The sequence below is a fragment of the Thermostichus sp. MS-CIW-15 genome, assembly GCF_054060575.1.
Map to the genome: position 1 here is coordinate 1 of NZ_JBSSDI010000046.1, position 16,227 is coordinate 16,227.

Sequence of the window (16,227 nt, forward strand, 5' to 3'; positions counted from 1 at the left end):
ACGACTCGTTTGGCTTTCTTTGGCGTTCTGATGTAGCTGTCGAGGTCATACCTTCTTGCCCTACCAGATGGAGTACGTATTGCTTTGATCCAGCCCTTCTGTTCCCATCGCCTCAAAGTGTGGAGACACACCCCAAAATAATCCGCCGCTTCTCTCGGTTTTACATATCTAGCCATACCAAGCAGCCATTCAGCATGGCTCAAGCTGGACGGTGTAGGGCAAGCGGTTGGAGAATAGGCCCCACCGATGGAGGCCAACCAGGCTGCTGCCCAACTCCTTGCCCGAAGAGGGCTACAGCTAGATGAAGGCGCTTCCCCACCCCTCCGTGGGCTCTCTTCCAGCCAGAGTTCCTCCCGTCCTGCAAATATGCCCACTCTCGACCAGGAACAACTCCAACAAGCCTACTTTTTGGCAAACGGCAAGCAGGACACTGCCCTGCGGCTTCAGGCGGCAAAATGGATGCGCAGGTAATCTTCCTCCATCTTGGCACGGGCCGGCTTCATGGCGGCCAGGGTCTGGGGCAACACCAGGTTGCGGCGGTGGTTGCCAATGCGGATGTTGAGCTCGTCGCCAGTTTTGCTCAGCTCCACCTGCTCTTTTGGGATCCCGGGCAAGTACAGATCCAGGCGGTACTGGCCGTTGTCGCTAGCCACGTTCATCGTCTGCTCGGCGTAGAACACCTCCGCCGGGTTGCGATCCCCCCAGAGATCCTTTTTCAGGCGGGCCAGGGCGTCCCACCCCACCAGCTCCTCTGGGTAAAGCGGGATCTCCACCACCGGCAGGGGGGCAAAGTTCTCGTGGATCTCCTGGCGATATTTCTGCTGGGCGGCCTTCCAGGCGGCAAAGTAGGGATCCACCACCCCTTCCGGCAAAATGCGGTTGGCAATCACCAAATCGGTGGCGACGCCGTAGAGGCTGAGGTAGGCATGGGCCCGCAGCGACTCCTTGATCACCATCTTTTCGGGGTTGGTGACTAGGCGCACCGAGGTGATGCGGTTGTCGGTGAGGATGCGCTCCAGCCGCTCGATCTTCTGGTAGAACTCGTAGGGGGCATCCAGCACCTGGTCATCCGGCAGGGGGATCCCGGTTAGCCCTTTTACAATCGGCTCGGCAATGGGGCGCAGCACCCGCGCCAACCCCTGCAAAGGTTTGTAGAACTTGCGCATGTACCAGCCGGAAACATCGGGCAGGCTCAAAAGGCGCAAGGCCGTACCGGTGGGAGCCGAGTCGATAATCAGCACATCAAACTTGCCCTCGTCGTAGTGGCGGTTGACCCGCACCAGGGCGAAGATCTCGTCCATCCCCGGCAGCACCGCCAGCTCCTGGGCCTGCACGCCATCCAGCCCGCGGGCCTGCAACACCTGCGTGATGTAGGTCTTGACGGATCCCCAGTTCAGCTCCAGCTCCTGCAGGGCGTCTAGCTCTGCTCCCCAGAGGTTGGGCTTGACCTCCACCGGCTCGTGGCCCAGGGGCTGGTCGAAACTGTCGGCCAAGGAGTGGGCCGGATCCGTGCTCAACACCAGGGTCTTCAGGCCGAGCTCGGCACAACGCCAGCCGGTTGCTGCCGCCATCGAGGTCTTGCCGACCCCACCTTTGCCGGTCATGAGGATGATGCGTTGCATGGGAGCGCTCTTTACGTTCTTTTACAGCTCTAGGCTAACCGATTTGCCCCTCTGCCCACAGCGGCCTGGAGGGCAGTTACCAGGTACACTATTGATTGCCTATGGCTGGCCAAGGAAGTAACGGCCAGAAAGCAAGCCTGTGAAGGCGGATGGGAGGTGTAAGATGATGCGTCGTTGGCCCAATCTGCTGCTGATTGCCATCCTCACATTGGGTCTGTGGCTGGGATCCCTTCCCGTCCAGGCGGCTGCCGCCTTGCCCCGAGAGCTGCAGCAGCTGGAGCAACAGGTGGAGCAGCTGCAGAGCCTGGTGGATGCCGAGGACTGGCTCGAGATCCGCTCCTACATCCATGGGCCGATGGGCATGACCCGCAAGACCTTGAACGGCCTGGCGGCCACCCTGCCGGACAAGCACAAGCGGGAGATGCGGCGCCTGGCCAAGGAGATGGGCCGCGGCTTGGAGCAACTGGACTTTGCCGCCAAAGCCTACGACCAGCCGGAGGTGGAGGTGGCCCAGGCCAAGGTGAGAAAGACGTTGCAAGAGCTGAAGGCCCTGTTTTCCCAGGCAGGGATCCCTTCATCCAGCTAAGGGAAAACGCTCCCGCAGATCTTGAACTACCGGCGGGGGCACCAGGTGATCGATGGGGCCGCCCAGCTTGGCCACCTCCTTGACCAGGCTGCTGCTGACGAAGCTGTGTTCGCTGGCGGTGGCAAGGAAAAGGGTTTCCAGCTCGGGGGCCAGCAGCTTGTTGGTGTGGGCCATCTGCAGCTCCACGTCAAAGTCGGACAAGACGCGCAAGCCGCGCAGGATAACTTTTGCCCCCCGTTGGCGGGCATAAGCCACTGTCAAGCCGGAAAAAGCATCGACCTCAACGTTTTTTAGGTGGGCAACAGAAAGGCTAATCTGAGCCTGCCGCTGCTCCGGGCTGAACAGAGGGGTCTTGTTGGGGTTTTTCAAGACGGCGACGATCACCTTGGAAAACAGGCGGCTGGCCCGCTCGATGATATCGAGGTGCCCAAGGGTGATCGGGTCAAAGCTGCCAGGATAGAGGGCGATCATGGTCTAAGGGGAGTACCGCTTTTCCTTACCCTACCTGCTCTCGCGCCCACGCCAAATAGGTTGCACTCACGTGGCTGGCCGGGATAGCCAGGATCTCCGGCTCCTGGTAGGGGTGGAGCTGCCGCAGCCGCTGTTCCAGGCGGGGATAAGCAGTGGAGGGCAATTTGAGCAACAGCAAAAACTCGGCCTCCCTCTGCAGGGATCCCTGCCAGCGGTAGTAGGAGGTGATCGGCGGCAGCACCTGGGCACAGGCCACATAGCGCTCGGCCACCAGAGTGTGTGCCAAACGATGGGCGTCGGCTTCGGATCCCACGGTGGTCATGACAACCGCCAGGGTATCGGGGGCGGTCTTTTCCTCCATCGGAAGCAAGCTCTAGGCGTCGACCTCCCCTGATCGTACCGCTGGATCCTCGGATCGCCATCCCAGTTGGGTCAAGCCCCCCGGAGCGGCGGTGTGGCCTTGGCAAAATAGGGCCGCCTTTGGTGCCAGCGCCAAGCTGTCTGCAGGATCTCGGCCAAGTCGGCATAGCGGGGCTGCCAGTTGAGATCCCGCTGGATGGCCGTGGCATCGCCCACCAAGCAGGGGGGATCCCCCGGTCGACGGGCTCCAACTTGCACCGGGATCTGTCTTCCAGTTACCGCTGCTGCCGTGGCGATCACCTCCTGAACAGAGAAGCCCTGGCCATTGCCCAGGTTGTAGGCTGCCTGCACAGGCTGGCCAGACGCCAGCGCTTCTAAGGCCAACACATGGGCCTGCGCCAGGTCGGCGACATGGATGTAGTCGCGGATACAGGTGCCATCGAGGGTGTCGTAGTCGTCGCCAAAAACAGTGATGTGGGGGCGTTGGCCGGCGGCGACTTCCAGCACCAGGGGGATGAGGTGGGTTTCGGGGTCGTGGGCTTCGCCGATTTCTCCGTCGGGATCGGCGCCGGCGGCGTTGAAGTAGCGCAGGCTGATAAACCGGATCCCGTGGGCGGTCTGGAAGTCCCGCAGCATCTGCTCCACCACCAGCTTGCTCTGGCCGTAGGGGTTGATGGGGCGCTGGGGGTGGGTTTCCGGGATCGGGATCTGCTCCGGCACGCCGTAGGTGGCACAGGTGCTGGAGAAGACAAGGTAGGGGATCCCGTGATCCCGCATGGCCTCCAGCAAGGTCAGGGATCCGGCCACGTTGTTGCGGTAGTATTTGCCCGGATCCTTGACCGACTCGCCCACGTAGGCATAGGCGGCAAAGTGAATCACCCCTTCGGGCCGATACTGCCGAATGACCTGATCCAGCCGCTGGCGGTCGGCAATGTCGCCAATTTCCAAGGGCCCCCAGCGAACAGCCCAGGGGTGGCCGTAAACCAGGTTGTCGTAGGCAATTGGCAGGTGGCCGTGGGCTGCCAGGGCCTTACAGGTGTGGCTGCCGATATAGCCCGCGCCGCCGGTAACCAGAAGCCGCATAGGTCAGGGGGAAGGAAATTCCTGTCTAGAATACAGCTACTCTTGCAGACCTTGGCAATGGCCCCGGCCTATTCCAGGAGCTGATGCCAATCCAGATGAGGCCGCCAGGCCTCTGCCAGACGATCCAGCAGTTCTTCGCGTTGCTGGGCATAGTGGCCGTCCAACTCCGGCAAGGGATCCCAGCCTTTTTGGCGGCGCAGCTCGTTTAGCCAGTGGCGCCGCCAGCGGTGGTTGTCGAAGAGGCCGTGTAGATAGCTGCCCCAGACCCGGCCTGGGGGATCCCGCCAGCCCAGGCCTTCTTGCTCGAAGATCGGCAGGCAGCCAGCGGGATCGGCCTGGGTGGATCCCTGATGGATTTCGTACCCCTGGACGGGAGCGGGGGCGGGCCAGCGGCTTTGCGTCTGCACCTGCTGGGTAACCTTGGTGGGTTGCAAGACAGTAGTCAGCGGCAGGAAGCCCAGCCCGGGGTAGGTGCCGGCAACTCCCTCTAGGCCGGCGGGATCGGCGATGGTTTGCCCCAACATCTGCAGCCCGCCGCAGATGCCGACGATGTGGCCGGAATAGAGGCGCAGTTGGTCGGCCAGGCCGGTCTTTTGCAATGCCAACAGATCCTTGAGGGTGGTTTTGCTGCCGGGCAGGATGACCACATCGGGGGATCCCAGGCTCTGGCCGGGGTGAACCCAGCGCAGATGGACGCTGGGCTCGGCCAGCAAGGGGTCGAAATCGGAAAAATTGGCCACCTGGGGCAGGCGGATCACGGCAATCTCCAGGCAGCTCCCCCGCCCGGCACGTTCGCGGCGATTTTCCCAGAGTTGAGGGCCCGCCTCAAGGCCCATCGAATCCTCTTGCGGCAGCACCCAATCCAGCCAGGGCAGAACTCCGACCACTGGGATCCCGGTGTAGTTCTCCAGCCAATCCAGGCCGGGCTGCAGCAGCTCCCGTGCGCCGCGAAACTTGTTGATAACAATGCCGCGAATCAGGGCCCGCTCGGCCGGCTCCAGCAACTGCAGGGTGCCCACCACATGGGCCAGCGCCCCACCCCGGTCGATGTCCGCCACCAGCCAGGTGGGAGATCCCAGATGCAAAGCCACCCGCGTGTTGGCCAGATCCCGGTGTTTGAGGTTTACCTCCGCCGGGCTGCCTGCCCCCTCGCAGATAATCCACTCGTACTGCTGTTGCAAGCGGGCCAGGGCCGTTTTCACCGCCTCCCAGGCCGGCGCAAACCAGCGCTCGTAGTACTCGCCGGCGCGACAGGTATCTACTGCCACGCCGTTGAGGACGACCTGGGAAGTCAGGTTGCCCTGCGGCTTGAGCAAAATCGGGTTCATCTCCACCGCGGGCGGGATCCCGGCGGCCCAAGCCTGCAGAGCCTGCGCATAGGCAATCTCATGGCCCTCCGGGGTGACGTAGGCATTCAGCGACATGTTCTGGGCCTTGAAAGGGGCAACCTTCTTCCCCGCCTTTTTGAGAAGGCGACAGAGGGCAGCTACCAAAAGGGTTTTGCCCACGTGGGAAGAAGTCCCCACGACCATCAAGGATCGGCAAGCACTGCTCATTCGGCTCCCTTTCCCTCCCAGGCCGATTGTCCACCCTCTCCCCTAAGCCGACTGCGCTAGGTTGACGGATTGGCCCTCTGCTGGCCAAAGTCTTCGCGCCAGCAATGCAAAAAGCGTACCCTTGCGCCTAGCGGGAAGTTCCCGAATCAGCGAAGGGGAACTGCCCAAAAAAGCCTTCTGCTGTCTCAAGCAGACCTAGCCCAGCTTAAGACTGGGGCAGATGGATTCGAACCACCGAATGGCGGGACCAAAACCCGCTGCCTTACCGCTTGGCGATGCCCCAATTTACACTGCTTGACTACTTTAGCGATGCAACCTTGGATCTGTCAACGGGCTGCGGCCACCTCTCATCTCCTCAGGAACCAAGTTGGATCCTTTGCCGAGGTCAGGGTTGACCTCAAAAGGGTTGGGCAGAGGGGGAATGCGGGCCACCTCGAAGAAGTAGGCGCGGATCTCCGGCCCAAAGTAGATAACATCGCCACTCCTCAAGTAGTGGGTAGCTACCCGCGTGCCGTTGACGAACACCCCATTGGTGCTGGACTGCCCCTTGCGGTTGCCGTCGACTAGACAATACGTAAATCCTGTGCGATTGGACTTGGTGGGCACTCGCACCAAATAGGCGTGGCGGCGGGAGACGAAGCGGTTGACAATCTGGATGGCATTGGAGGGATCCCGTCCGATCGTGTAAATGCTCTCCCGCAGGATGTAGCTGCAGGGCCGCACAGGATGGCAGACGGACAGGGTGAACTCCGGGTGAGACACCGGCTGCTGCGGGACTTGGTCGAACAGATCCAACGGCAGATCGAAGTCCTGACTGCCGGACAGATGGCCTCTGCCCACTGCCGTAGTAGAGGTAAAAAAATCGTCGTAGCTCTGGGGCAACAGCGTTTCCTCCTCGACGCTCAACTACCTGCCCGGCAGCCTGGCTCTTCCAGTCCAACTCCCTGAACCCTAGAGTTCCCAGAAACTAGGAGACACCCAACATCCCCCCGGCGTTGGCGGGCTAGTGGAAAACTCATAGGCCTTAATGTACACTACTATACACCACAGGCAGCCTTGGAGATACTCCCTTTTCCTAAAAAAAATTGGAAAAATTGGGTTTGGGTTCAGGTCGGAGCTATTCCCGTTTTAAGGGATCCCTTGGGAGCCACAGCCTTGGCCGCGGGCGGGCTATTCTGGGTAGCAGGTTTGTAGCCTTGAGGTGTGGGTGTGACGGAGGCCCTGTTGCGTCGGTTAGATGTGGCCACAGAGGCGGCCCTGGAGGCAGGGGCTTTGCTGCGCAGTTACGTGGGGGGCACCCTTGCCATTGAGGAGAAACGTCCGGGCGACTTGGTAACAGCAGCGGATCGCGCTTCCGAGGAGCTTATCTTGAAAATCTTAAGGCGGCACTTCCCCGAAGATGTGATCTTGACGGAAGAATCCGGCCAGCAGGGATCCCCGCAGGGCGCCTACGCCTGGATGATCGATCCCCTCGATGGCACCACCAACTTTGCCCATGGCTATCCCTTTGCTGCCGTCTCTATTGGTCTGCTGGAGGGGCGGGAGCCGGTGCTAGGGGTGGTCTGCGACATCTTTCGGGGGGATCTCTTTCGCGCCGTACAAGGGATGGGAGCCACCCGCAACCGCAAACCCATCCGCGTCTCCTCTACTACCGAACTCTCCCGCAGTCTCCTGGTTACCGGCTTTGCCTACGACCGCCGCGAAACCCCCGACAACAACTACGCCGAGTTCTGCCACTTCACCCACCTCACCCAGGGAGTGCGGCGAGGTGGATCGGCTGCCCTGGACTTGGCCTACGTGGCCACCGGCCAGTTGGACGGCTATTGGGAGCGGGGCCTCTCCCCCTGGGACATTGCCGCCGGGATTGTCTTGGTGCGAGAGGCGGGCGGCAAGGTCACCGCCTACGATGGCAGCCCGGTGGATGTGTACAGTGGCCGCCTGCTGGCCAGCAACGGCTGGCTACACGCTGCTCTTCAGGAAGAACTGGCCCAGGTCAGCCCTCTGCCGGTCTCCTTCCCCATGCGGCGGGATCGCCGGTCTGGGGAGCAAAACGGCCAAAGTTTAAAGATCAGGTAAAGATCAGGCGAAAATTGGGTAAGGTTTACGCAAAGGCCCTCATGGCTCTTTCGCAAGGCAAGGGAGATAACTTGGCCGGGAAAAAGCTCCGGCGTCGTTGTTGGGCGGCAGGGTTTGGCCTGGCGCTGCTCTTGGGGATCCCGGCCTACCCTCAGCCTGCCCCAAAGCCGACCCTGCCCGCTCCTGCCAGCGAGCGAGCACAGGTTCCCGATTCCCGTTGGGCCGAGATTCAGGCGCGGGGGCGCATCCGGGTTGGCCTGGATCCCAGCCTGGGCCCGGCTTACCTCTACACCGACCTGGAGCGGCAAACCTACGCCGGCTTCGAGTGGGATATCCTGGAGGCGCTTGCCCAGACGCTGCAGGTGCGAGTGGAGCCCGTCTATGTGGCTTGGAGCGAGCAGTTGGCGGCTTTGCAAGCGAATGAGGTGGATCTCATCTGGGGGGCGCGGGAAGCTTTGGGCTTGGATCCGCAGCAGTTTCTCGCCACCCGACCCTACTACCTCAGCCCGCAGCGCTTGGTGGTACGGGATCCCGGGCCAGAGGAAGCTCCCATTGAGGCGCTGTCGCAACTCTTTGGCCGCAAAGTGGGCATTGTAGTTAACAGTACGGGAGCCGCTCTGTTGGAGGCGTACAACGAGAGGCGGGGCAACGCCATTCGTCTTTTTGCCACCAGCAACCCGGATCGCTTGTTTGCCCAGCTCCAGGCTGGCCAGTTGGATGCGGTGCTCGTCGATCAGCCCGTTGCCGCCCTGAGCCTGCGCCAGGCGGGATCCCGGCTGCGCCTGGCGGGGCCGCCTCTGTTCCCGATTCCTTTGGTGGGCGTGGTATCCTCACAGCATCCTTCCCTGAAGGAAGCCGTGGATGGGGCGATCGCAGTCCTGACCGAAAACGGAACTTTGCAACGCATCTTGGAGAAGTGGCAACTATGGGATCCAACTCTGATGTCCCCCGCCTCACCCGAGGGCTAGCCCGCTACGAGACCGACCATTTCGCCATCTTGGGCGTGCCCCTCACCGCCGATGCCAAAGGGATCCGACGCGGCTACCTGCAGGCGGCCAAGGCTCTGCACCCGGATCGCTTTGTCGGGGATCCGGAAGGGGCAGAGCGGGCCAACGTCCTCTTCGCCAAGCTGGTCAGCCCGGCCAACGAGGTGCTGGCCAAGGAGCGAGAGCGGTCAGAATATGAGACTGTGCTCAAGCTGCGCGTTCAACGCCTGCTGGAGTCGCCACCCCCCGATCTGTGGCCCACTGGAGAAGCTGTCAAAGACCTGGCCGAGCGCGCCGATTGGCAGGAAGAATATGTCCGGCGGGTGGAGAAGCTGGCCAAAGAGCAATACAGCTCTATGGCCACCCTGCTGGAGAAAACCGAGCAGTTGAGCGAGCTCAACCTAGCCTACCTGCTGCTCAAGGCCGGCTACAAAGGGATCCCCGCCCCTGCTGCCAAAACCACCACCCCGACGGGGATCCCAACCCCTTCCCCCAGCCGCACCACCTTGGGCGGGATCCCGGCTGCTCCACCCACCGCTCCCCCTGTCCAGCCCGCCCCTCCTTCGCCCCCAACCCCGCAACTTAGCCCCGCTGAGACCCGCTTCCTGCAGGCGCTGGACATGATCGAGCGCAAGCAGTACCGGGTTGCCATCCAGTATTTAAACTTCGCCATCAGCGCCCAGCCCAACGTGGCCCGTTACTATCTGCACCGAGGTATCGCCCACCTCAAGCAGGGCAACGCTGGCATGGCCAAGGCCGACTTCCTGCAGGCGAGCCGCCTCGAGCCGGCCAACGCCGAGTTGATGGCCGAGGTGCGCCGCTGGCTGCAGCAGGTCACCACCCAACAGCCGGTTCCCGTTCCCTCGGCCAGCCGTCAGACCTCCCAGGCCCAGAAAATCGTGCCACCGCCGCGCAAAGAGGATAGCGGCGGCTTCTGGAGCCGCCTCTTCGGCAAGAAAAAGTAGGCCAAACTCCCCTCAGGAAGCGCCCCCCAACACCAGCAGCGTGACCAGGGATCCCGTATTCCAGAGGCTGTGCAACAGGATGGGGGCCAGCAGGTTGCGGCTGTGGCTGTACACCACCCCCAGCACCACCCCCAGCATGGTCAAAGGCAACAGATCGGAAAGGTTGAGGTGGGCAAGGGCAAAGGTGAAGGCGCTGAGCAAGATGGCAGCCCCCATCGGCAAGTAGCGGCTCAGCGTCGGCAGCCAAAAGCCCCGGAACAGCACCTCCTCAAAAACAGGGGCACAGACAGACACCACGGCCAAAAACACCAAGCGCGCCCCCCAGCCATGGCTCTCCAGCAGCAGAGGCAAGATGGGGTTCCCGCCCCCTGCCTGGGGCAGCAGCAACTGCGACAGCGCCGCTGCCAGCACCACCAAAGGCAGGGCCGCCCAGTAGCCGCCCAGGCCCCAGAGGATCCAAGGGCCCCACAGCCGCACCTGCAGCACCTTCTGCCAACCGGGATAGAGCCGAAGAAGCCGGTACAACAGCGCCGCCCCCAGCAGAGCGCCCGCATTGTAGGTGAGAAACAGGGCCACCGCCTGATGCCAAGGGCTGAGCTGCTGCGTCCCCAGGCCGAGCCCGACCGTGTAAAGGCGAGGCACCAGCGCATTGAGGAGAATGAAACCCAAAAACCAACCGGTCAGGACCGCCTGCGCCCCGATCCCCGGCCAAGGCACCTCCCACGGCGGGCCCACAAGAGGACGTTGGCGCCAGAAGCTCCAGCCCAGCCAGCCCAACAAGAGCACCAGCCCCAGCAGCGCCCCCAGCAGCGGGATCCCGCCCACCACCGCCAGCCGGAACAGGGCTGCCAAGGCCAATTTTTCCTGCTGCTGGTTGAGGGCATTGAGGCTGTCGCTGCGCTGTTGCAGCCGGTAGAGCTGCTGCAGGGCCACCGCCTCAAACCAACCGTCCAGGTGGTTGCGGATTTGCACCTCGGCCTCTGGCAAGATGCGCCGTGGCGTTCCCCACAGCCCTTGTAAAACCTGTGCCACCCTCTTCTGGCCGGATTCCAGCTCCAAGGGACGTTCTGGATCGACTACCTCTTGCCACTGCTGCTGGGCTGCCTCCAGATCCTCCTGGTAGACGTAGAGCAGACCCAGGCGCAGCCGCAGGGCGTCCAGCTCCGCCTGCAGATCCTGGACAGAAGCCAGGAGGACGGGATCCACTTCTTCTGGGGTTGAGGCCGGCCCCACCGCATCTGATACCCTGGCCAATTCGGGTTTGCCCCCTGCCGAGGAAGTCGCCCTTTCCAGCCGTGCCATCCGTTTGAGGCGCTGCAGGCGTTCGGCGTAGTTGTCGGCCACCTGCTGGTAGCGATTGTGGGCCAGCTCGAAAACGTTCTGCCCCAGCAGAGCCCGCGCCAGGTCCTGATAGCGGGGATCGTCGAGGGTGCGGGCAGCCTGCAGGGCGAGATTGGTTTGCAACAGATCCAACTGCGTTTGCGGCGGCGGCTGAAACCAACTGCTGGAAAGCGAAAGCCCGACAATCAAAAGGGCCAATAGGCTCAGCAGGTTGAGGATCCCTCGGCGAACAGAAAGCCAAGCGGAAAAGGGATCGACAGAGGCCGTGGCTTCAGAGGGAGACATGGCAGCAACCGAGGCAACTCCAGCGGGTTATATCCTAGCTTCTATTGGCTTCAGCCGGATAAAGGGGTCAGCGTCGCTCTAGCCAATAACGGTAGATGGGCAGACCCAACTGCAGGCACTGCCACTCCCGCTCGGTGGGAATGCCGAAGGGGTTGTCATCGATGGGCCCCTGGTAGGGATTCCAAAACTGCGGATGCTCTAGGAAACGATCGACCATCTCCTCGGCCACTTCCCGCACGTCCGACTGCAGGAAGACGGGGCTGCCCGGTTGCAGCAGCAGGGCCAGATCCGCCACCAGTCGCGGTTGGACGATCCGCCGCTTGTGATGGCGCTTTTTAAACCAGGGATCCGGAAATTGGATGGTGACCCGGCTGAGATCTCCCGGCGCAAACAGATGCCGCAGGGAGACGTTGATGTTGGCAAACAGAAAATGGACGTTATCCAGCCCCAGCTCGTCCCGCCAAGCATTGGCCCGCTCCACCAGCGGCTGTCGAATCTCTACCCCCAAAAAGTTCCAGTCGGGCTGCTCCTGGGCCATGCGCAGCAAAAAGCGTCCGCTCCCTGAGCCGATATCCAAATGCAAGGGCTGCCCCAGTCGCCGATACACCCGTTCCCAGTGGGGTGGGGGGGTGGGTTGTTGGTACTGAGCCTGCAGGGGGTTGACGTGTTGCCGCAGTCGCTGGCCGAGACCCTTCTGCAGCGGGATCCCTGTCCAGGGGGGAACAGAGGAGCCTTTCTCAAGTTGGGCCTGCTGTGCTCGCTGCACGTCCGCTTCCACAGACCACCTCCTGCCGTCAGCCACAGCCGTAGCGAACCCAACGGTGGATCCAAAACAAACGGGATCCGGCAGCCCAGCTCTACCACCGGATGCTGTCGATGACTTGCCGCAAGATGTGGGCAGAGCGGTGCAGTTGCTGCCGCTCGCTCTCGGTGAGGGACATGGCCAGCGTGCGCTCCACCCCTTGCCGACCGACCACTCTCGGCAAACTAAGGCAGACCTCCGGCAGGTCATATTCTCCCTGGGTGAGGCTGCTCACGGTTAAAACGCGCCGCTGATCCCGTACCAGGGCCTGGACAATTTGTGCCACCCCCAGACCAATGGCATAGCTGGTGGCCCCTTTGCGGCGGATGATCTCATAGGCGGCATTGCGCACCTGCTCGAAGATATCGCCCAAATGGGCGGGATCCCATTCCGGCGAGAGCTGGCCAATCGGCGTGCCGGCGATGTTCACCTTGCTCCAGACGGCCACCTCGCTATCCCCATGTTCGCCGATGATGTAGGCGTGCAGGCTGCGCGGATCCACCCCCAGCCTCTGGGCCAACAGATAGCGAAAGCGAGCCGTATCCAAAACCGTTCCCGACCCCAGCACCTGCCCCGCCGGCAGCCCCGCTAACTTCAGGGAAACATAGGTCATGACGTCAACGGGGTTGCTCACCACCAGGAAAATGGCGCTGGGGCAATGCTCCATCAGGGCCGGGATCAAGCTTTTGAAGATCTCGACGTTGCGGTGAACCAAATCCAAACGGGTTTCTCCAGGCCGCTGCTTGGCCCCCGCCGTCACAATCACCACGTCTGACCCGGCACAATCGGCCAGCTCCCCTGCCCAGATCCGCGTCGGCTCGACAAAGGGGATCCCATGCACCAGATCCATCACTTCCCCTTCCAGCTTGGCGCGGTCGATGTCGTGGATCACCAGCTCATCGAGGGTGTTCTGGATAAGCATCGCGTAGGCGCAGGCCATGCCCACCTGCCCGGCGCCGATGATGGATCCCTTCAAAAGGCGGCGAGCAGTCAGCCCACCGGCTTGCTGCTCAAAGCGTGGCTTGGGTTGGTGCTCAGAAACGGTCATGGCTTCAGCCGCTGCACTTCCCTTCCCAGCTTAAGCCTGGCCAGGCGGAGAGAAAAAGAGCAGAGGGGCTATCGCTCCCCAGAGCAAGAAAGGCTGGAAGGGAAGAGAACTTCCGCCTTCCCGGTCGCCTCGGATCCCCGCGGGGTGAAGTGACTTTGAATGCAGCTCAGTAAGGGTTTTAATGGTTTTTTAAGAATTCTTGGGTAGACCTCAACTCCGTTGCTGGGTTAGCCGCTGCCAAAGCTCCAGAGGAATGCGCTCATGAGGACGTGGAAGAGACCGAATCTGAACCAGCTCTTCCGGCAAGTAGTGCAAAGCCACCCGCGCCGTTGCGTCTAAGAGACTGCGCCGCCGCTGGAGATGTTGCTCCGCTTCTCCCAAAAACACATCCAGCCAGCCATCTCGCTCTTGGCAGCGAATCCGCAAAGCAGAGAGAGAAGGTAGGGACTCTTGGCGATAGAGCCGGAAGCCCTGCTCAGGACTCCACCCCAGCCACCACTGGGGCGCCAATTGCCCCAACTGCCGACACCACACGCCCGCCTGAACCTGTTGCCATGTCATGCTCACCACTCCGCAACCTGCGAAGACCTAGCTGCAAATTTTTCCAACTACTTTAGCTAGGTACTCTACCAGACTCACTCGGTTTGATGCAAGTCTTTATCAAAGAGGAACCGATGTGCCATGGGAATATATTGCAACTTAATCTCAATAGTGCTATACTGTCACCCGGTTGAGTGGTGGAGTCATATCCATCAGTCTTCCTCTCTTGTCTTGGACGCAGCAGGGATCCCGCGCCGGCGGAACTGGCCATCCTGCGCTTGGCAGGGATCCCTTTTTCTCCACAAAGTTAATGAGACTAAATATCAATTAATGGGAGAGGGGGAGGTTTTCCGCCAACATCGTGTTGAAGTAGGAGGTAGCAGTCGAGGGTGATCGCGCTTGCGTCGGCGGGCCAGCAAGCGAAAGCGGCGTGAAGCGCTGGGGAAGTATCTTGAGCTATTTGGAATGGCTACCAATCCTCTAGAAAGTAAGGAGATAAACGGATGTTTTCGGAACAAGCTAGCTGTTCCGTCTTTGTTTTGTTCTCTAAAAAATGATGTTGGAAGAAGATTAAAATCTGGAGAAAGGAATTGAACCAGATGCGAGTTATCGATTAGAATCTAGATGGCGTTAACGCTAACCGCGACGAAGAGATCGGAGAGGGGAAATCTAACATCCTCTCTCCTTTTTCTGTGGAATTCCTTCCAACTCTATCTCCCGTCTCCCAAGAAGTAGGGATCCCTTAAGCCAAACTAAAGGGTTGCGCCTCGGTCTTGCAGCCATTGGGCAGCTAGCCTGTGCTGACGTTTCTGGGCATAGGCGAGGGGAGTGTGTCCATCGTGATTGCGGGGGTTTAATTCGGCCCCATTTTCCAACAGCAGCTCTAGGATCTGGATATGCCCTTCCCAGGCAGCCCAGTGCATGGGTGTCGCCCCGAAGCGGTTGCGCGCGTTGACATCGGCCCCGTACAAAATGAGAAAGCGAGCGATGCCCAAGTGTCCTTGTGTGGCCGCCTCGTGCAGAGGAGTTCGCCCCGTCTCATCAACGGCATCCACCGGTGCCCCCTTGGAGAGCAAGCGGGCGAGAACGCTTTTCCTACCCGTAGCTGTAGCCCAGTGGAGAACGCCACAGGTTTTTGCCCCTTTTTGGATCAGCAGACCAATAACTTCTGCCTGATCGGTTAGGGCAGCCCGATGGAGAGGAGTGTATCCATAGCGATCTAGCAGATCGATATCGCTGCCTGCCTTGAGAAGCCGCTCCACCACTTCCACCTGGCCGCTGGCAGCAGCCAAATGGAGCGGCGTAGCCCCTGTGGAATCCATCGAGTCGACGGAAGCGCCATAAGCCAAAAGCAAGTCCAACAGCTCCAGATTGCCGATGAGTACTGCTTTGTGAAGCGGGGTGAACCCCTGCGAATCGGGAGCATTCACATCTCCCCCTTGCTGCAAGTAAGCCAGCAATCCTTGCGGGTCTTCATTGGCAAGGGCGCGGTGCAGTGCTTCGCTCATAGTCACTCAGAAATAGGACTTAGAGACAGCTAAAAGTACTTTGAGAACAGTTAGGAGTAGAGTTAGGCAAAGTCTGGAATTTACAACTTGGGCAAAGTCTAGCACTGGATCCCTGCCTCTGAGGTAGCTGTGCGAAGAGATGCCTCTTAGCGCTCAGTCAGAATGGTCAATGCAGCACCATGCCTCAACATGAGAATGATTCTCTACTAGATTGGATCTAAATTGCATGAGCGCCGAGGGGATCCCTTGGTTCAGCCCAGGTTGGCATGGCATGATCGGCGTAGCTCCGAGCCAGAGCTGACTCTTCGCCCAGGTTCAGCAGCCCCTCACCCTCTCTTCTGCTGCCGCTCATGGACTACTATGCAATCCTGAACCTCTCTCCCCAAGCGAACAGCGAAGATATCAAGCGAGCCTTTCGCCGGTTGGCGCGGCAGTTTCACCCCGATGTGGCAGGAGAGGGATCCCGAGAACGATTTGAGCAGATCTACCAGGCCTACCAAGTGCTGAGCAACCCTGAAGAGCGGCGGCGCTACGACGCCCAACGACACTCTCCACCCAGTTCTGTGAGGGGGGAAAGGCGCGTGGTTGTACGCACCACTGGGTCAGGCTCCATCTCAGCAGAACCACCGGCTCGGGAATCCCTTGAGGCAGGGATTGCCCGCGTCAAGGCGGCTTGGCGCGAGCGTAAGTTGCCCACGGCAGTGGCTCTGGCGGAGGCGCTGCTGAAGCGGTTTCCCAACTCCAAGGAAGCCATCCACATCTTGGCTTTGGCCTATCAGCGCTTCGGCAATCATTTAATCTGCGAGGGTCGCTACCAGCAGGCAGAGGCTTACTTGAGAAAAGCTTTGGCCACAGAGCATGACTCTAGTCAATGATATGCTGGACTATACTGAAAATAATGTACAGTATGTTCAGTATGGCTGCTTGGTATGGCTAGGTATGTAAAACCGAGAGAAGCGGCGGATTATTTTGGGGTGTGTCTCCACACCTTGAGGCGA

At 60.8% G+C, this 16,227-nt stretch carries 17 protein-coding genes, 1 tRNA gene and 1 pseudogene; 6 read left to right on the forward strand and 13 right to left on the reverse strand.

What is annotated here, in order from left to right:
* Window positions 1–176: MerR family DNA-binding transcriptional regulator (locus tag ACVW0R_RS12545; protein WP_457502144.1), on the reverse strand; the 176-nt coding region annotated here is incomplete at its 3' end.
* Between the two features lie 267 nt (window positions 177–443).
* Window positions 444–1,622, reverse strand: coding sequence for a TRC40/GET3/ArsA family transport-energizing ATPase (locus ACVW0R_RS12550; protein ID WP_414390718.1), 1,179 nt, complete (start codon window positions 1,620–1,622; stop codon window positions 444–446).
* A 163-nt stretch (window positions 1,623–1,785) separates the two neighbouring features.
* Between ACVW0R_RS12550 and psbQ the strand changes: the two genes are divergently transcribed.
* Window positions 1,786–2,208 (forward strand): photosystem II protein PsbQ, encoded by a 423-nt coding sequence (psbQ, locus tag ACVW0R_RS12555; RefSeq protein ID WP_414347004.1) that lies wholly within the window; start codon window positions 1,786–1,788, stop codon window positions 2,206–2,208.
* Here the strand turns inward: psbQ and coaD are convergent.
* The 6 genes from coaD to ACVW0R_RS12585 form a co-directional block, all read right to left on the reverse strand.
* Window positions 2,197–2,679: a pantetheine-phosphate adenylyltransferase gene (gene coaD / locus ACVW0R_RS12560; protein ID WP_457502139.1), complete on the reverse strand. Its 483-nt coding sequence runs from the start codon at window positions 2,677–2,679 to the stop codon at window positions 2,197–2,199. The two genes, psbQ and coaD, sit on opposite strands and share 12 nt — an antisense overlap.
* Before the next feature lie 25 nt (window positions 2,680–2,704).
* On the reverse strand, window positions 2,705–3,040 hold the full coding sequence (cutA, locus tag ACVW0R_RS12565; protein ID WP_414401745.1) for a divalent-cation tolerance protein CutA: 336 nt from the start codon (window positions 3,038–3,040) through the stop codon (window positions 2,705–2,707).
* 71 nt (window positions 3,041–3,111) lie between these two features.
* The gene (gene galE / locus ACVW0R_RS12570) at window positions 3,112–4,122 is read right to left on the reverse strand and encodes a UDP-glucose 4-epimerase GalE (protein WP_011431461.1); all 1,011 of its coding nucleotides are present in this window, start codon (window positions 4,120–4,122) and stop codon (window positions 3,112–3,114) included.
* A gap of 68 nt (window positions 4,123–4,190) precedes the next feature.
* Window positions 4,191–5,678 carry a cobyric acid synthase gene (locus ACVW0R_RS12575; RefSeq protein WP_457502140.1) on the reverse strand — a complete coding sequence of 496 codons (1,488 nt, stop codon included), beginning with the start codon at window positions 5,676–5,678 and terminating at the stop codon, window positions 4,191–4,193.
* Window positions 5,679–5,889: 211 nt separating this feature from the next.
* Window positions 5,890–5,961 (reverse strand) — tRNA-Gln (locus tag ACVW0R_RS12580).
* Window positions 5,962–5,981: 20 nt separating this feature from the next.
* The gene (locus ACVW0R_RS12585) at window positions 5,982–6,584 is read right to left on the reverse strand and encodes an FHA domain-containing protein (RefSeq protein ID WP_228375359.1); all 603 of its coding nucleotides are present in this window, start codon (window positions 6,582–6,584) and stop codon (window positions 5,982–5,984) included.
* Between the two features lie 303 nt (window positions 6,585–6,887).
* Between ACVW0R_RS12585 and ACVW0R_RS12590 the strand changes: the two genes are divergently transcribed.
* Genes ACVW0R_RS12590 through ACVW0R_RS12600 form a run of 3 tightly spaced genes read left to right on the forward strand, consistent with a single transcriptional unit; the run spans window position 6,888 to window position 9,705 of the window.
* Window positions 6,888–7,754: an inositol monophosphatase family protein gene (locus tag ACVW0R_RS12590; protein WP_457502141.1), complete on the forward strand. Its 867-nt coding sequence runs from the start codon at window positions 6,888–6,890 to the stop codon at window positions 7,752–7,754.
* A gap of 41 nt (window positions 7,755–7,795) precedes the next feature.
* Window positions 7,796–8,722, forward strand: coding sequence for an ABC transporter substrate-binding protein (locus ACVW0R_RS12595; RefSeq protein ID WP_457502142.1), 927 nt, complete (start codon window positions 7,796–7,798; stop codon window positions 8,720–8,722).
* Window positions 8,680–9,705, forward strand: a complete 1,026-nt coding sequence (locus tag ACVW0R_RS12600) for a J domain-containing protein (RefSeq protein ID WP_011431456.1) — start codon at window positions 8,680–8,682, stop codon at window positions 9,703–9,705. The genes ACVW0R_RS12595 and ACVW0R_RS12600 overlap by 43 nt, the downstream gene beginning before the upstream one ends.
* Window positions 9,706–9,717: 12 nt before the next feature.
* Here the strand turns inward: ACVW0R_RS12600 and ACVW0R_RS12605 are convergent, their stop codons facing one another.
* From ACVW0R_RS12605 to ACVW0R_RS12625, 5 genes are all read right to left on the reverse strand, one after another.
* On the reverse strand, window positions 9,718–11,331 hold the full coding sequence (locus ACVW0R_RS12605) for a CPBP family intramembrane glutamic endopeptidase (protein ID WP_011431455.1): 1,614 nt from the start codon (window positions 11,329–11,331) through the stop codon (window positions 9,718–9,720).
* A gap of 67 nt (window positions 11,332–11,398) precedes the next feature.
* Window positions 11,399–12,109 (reverse strand): tRNA (guanosine(46)-N7)-methyltransferase TrmB, encoded by a 711-nt coding sequence (gene trmB, locus ACVW0R_RS12610; protein ID WP_011431454.1) that lies wholly within the window; start codon window positions 12,107–12,109, stop codon window positions 11,399–11,401.
* A 79-nt stretch (window positions 12,110–12,188) separates the two neighbouring features.
* Window positions 12,189–13,109, reverse strand: a complete 921-nt coding sequence (locus ACVW0R_RS12615; RefSeq protein ID WP_011431453.1) for an L-lactate dehydrogenase — start codon at window positions 13,107–13,109, stop codon at window positions 12,189–12,191.
* Between the two features lie 282 nt (window positions 13,110–13,391).
* On the reverse strand, window positions 13,392–13,742 hold the full coding sequence (locus ACVW0R_RS12620) for a hypothetical protein (protein ID WP_011431451.1): 351 nt from the start codon (window positions 13,740–13,742) through the stop codon (window positions 13,392–13,394).
* 731 nt (window positions 13,743–14,473) lie between these two features.
* Window positions 14,474–15,229 (reverse strand): ankyrin repeat domain-containing protein, encoded by a 756-nt coding sequence (locus ACVW0R_RS12625; RefSeq protein ID WP_099812733.1) that lies wholly within the window; start codon window positions 15,227–15,229, stop codon window positions 14,474–14,476.
* Between the two features lie 350 nt (window positions 15,230–15,579).
* Here ACVW0R_RS12625 and ACVW0R_RS12630 point away from each other — a divergent pair, with 350 nt between their 5' ends.
* Window positions 15,580–16,104 (forward strand): DnaJ domain-containing protein, encoded by a 525-nt coding sequence (locus ACVW0R_RS12630; RefSeq protein ID WP_457502143.1) that lies wholly within the window; start codon window positions 15,580–15,582, stop codon window positions 16,102–16,104.
* Between the two features lie 54 nt (window positions 16,105–16,158).
* A pseudogene (locus ACVW0R_RS12635) lies at window positions 16,159–16,227 on the forward strand (IS607 family transposase); the annotation flags it as partial.

Bases quoted from the DNA above. Each gene is read 5' to 3' on its own strand.
- coaD (WP_457502139.1), bottom strand. From the start codon at position 2,679: ATGATCGCCCTCTATCCTGGCAGCTTTGACCCGATCACCCTTGGGCAC.
- ACVW0R_RS12620 (WP_011431451.1), bottom strand. From the start codon at position 13,742: ATGACATGGCAACAGGTTCAGGCGGGCGTGTGGTGTCGGCAGTTGGGG.
- cutA (WP_414401745.1), bottom strand. From the start codon at position 3,040: ATGGAGGAAAAGACCGCCCCCGATACCCTGGCGGTTGTCATGACCACC.
- galE (WP_011431461.1), bottom strand. From the start codon at position 4,122: ATGCGGCTTCTGGTTACCGGCGGCGCGGGCTATATCGGCAGCCACACC.
- ACVW0R_RS12595 (WP_457502142.1), top strand. From the start codon at position 7,796: ATGGCTCTTTCGCAAGGCAAGGGAGATAACTTGGCCGGGAAAAAGCTC.
- ACVW0R_RS12550 (WP_414390718.1), bottom strand. From the start codon at position 1,622: ATGCAACGCATCATCCTCATGACCGGCAAAGGTGGGGTCGGCAAGACC.
- psbQ (WP_414347004.1), top strand. From the start codon at position 1,786: ATGATGCGTCGTTGGCCCAATCTGCTGCTGATTGCCATCCTCACATTG.
- ACVW0R_RS12600 (WP_011431456.1), top strand. From the start codon at position 8,680: ATGGGATCCAACTCTGATGTCCCCCGCCTCACCCGAGGGCTAGCCCGC.
- ACVW0R_RS12625 (WP_099812733.1), bottom strand. From the start codon at position 15,229: ATGAGCGAAGCACTGCACCGCGCCCTTGCCAATGAAGACCCGCAAGGA.
- ACVW0R_RS12575 (WP_457502140.1), bottom strand. From the start codon at position 5,678: ATGAGCAGTGCTTGCCGATCCTTGATGGTCGTGGGGACTTCTTCCCAC.
- ACVW0R_RS12605 (WP_011431455.1), bottom strand. From the start codon at position 11,331: ATGTCTCCCTCTGAAGCCACGGCCTCTGTCGATCCCTTTTCCGCTTGG.
- ACVW0R_RS12630 (WP_457502143.1), top strand. From the start codon at position 15,580: ATGGACTACTATGCAATCCTGAACCTCTCTCCCCAAGCGAACAGCGAA.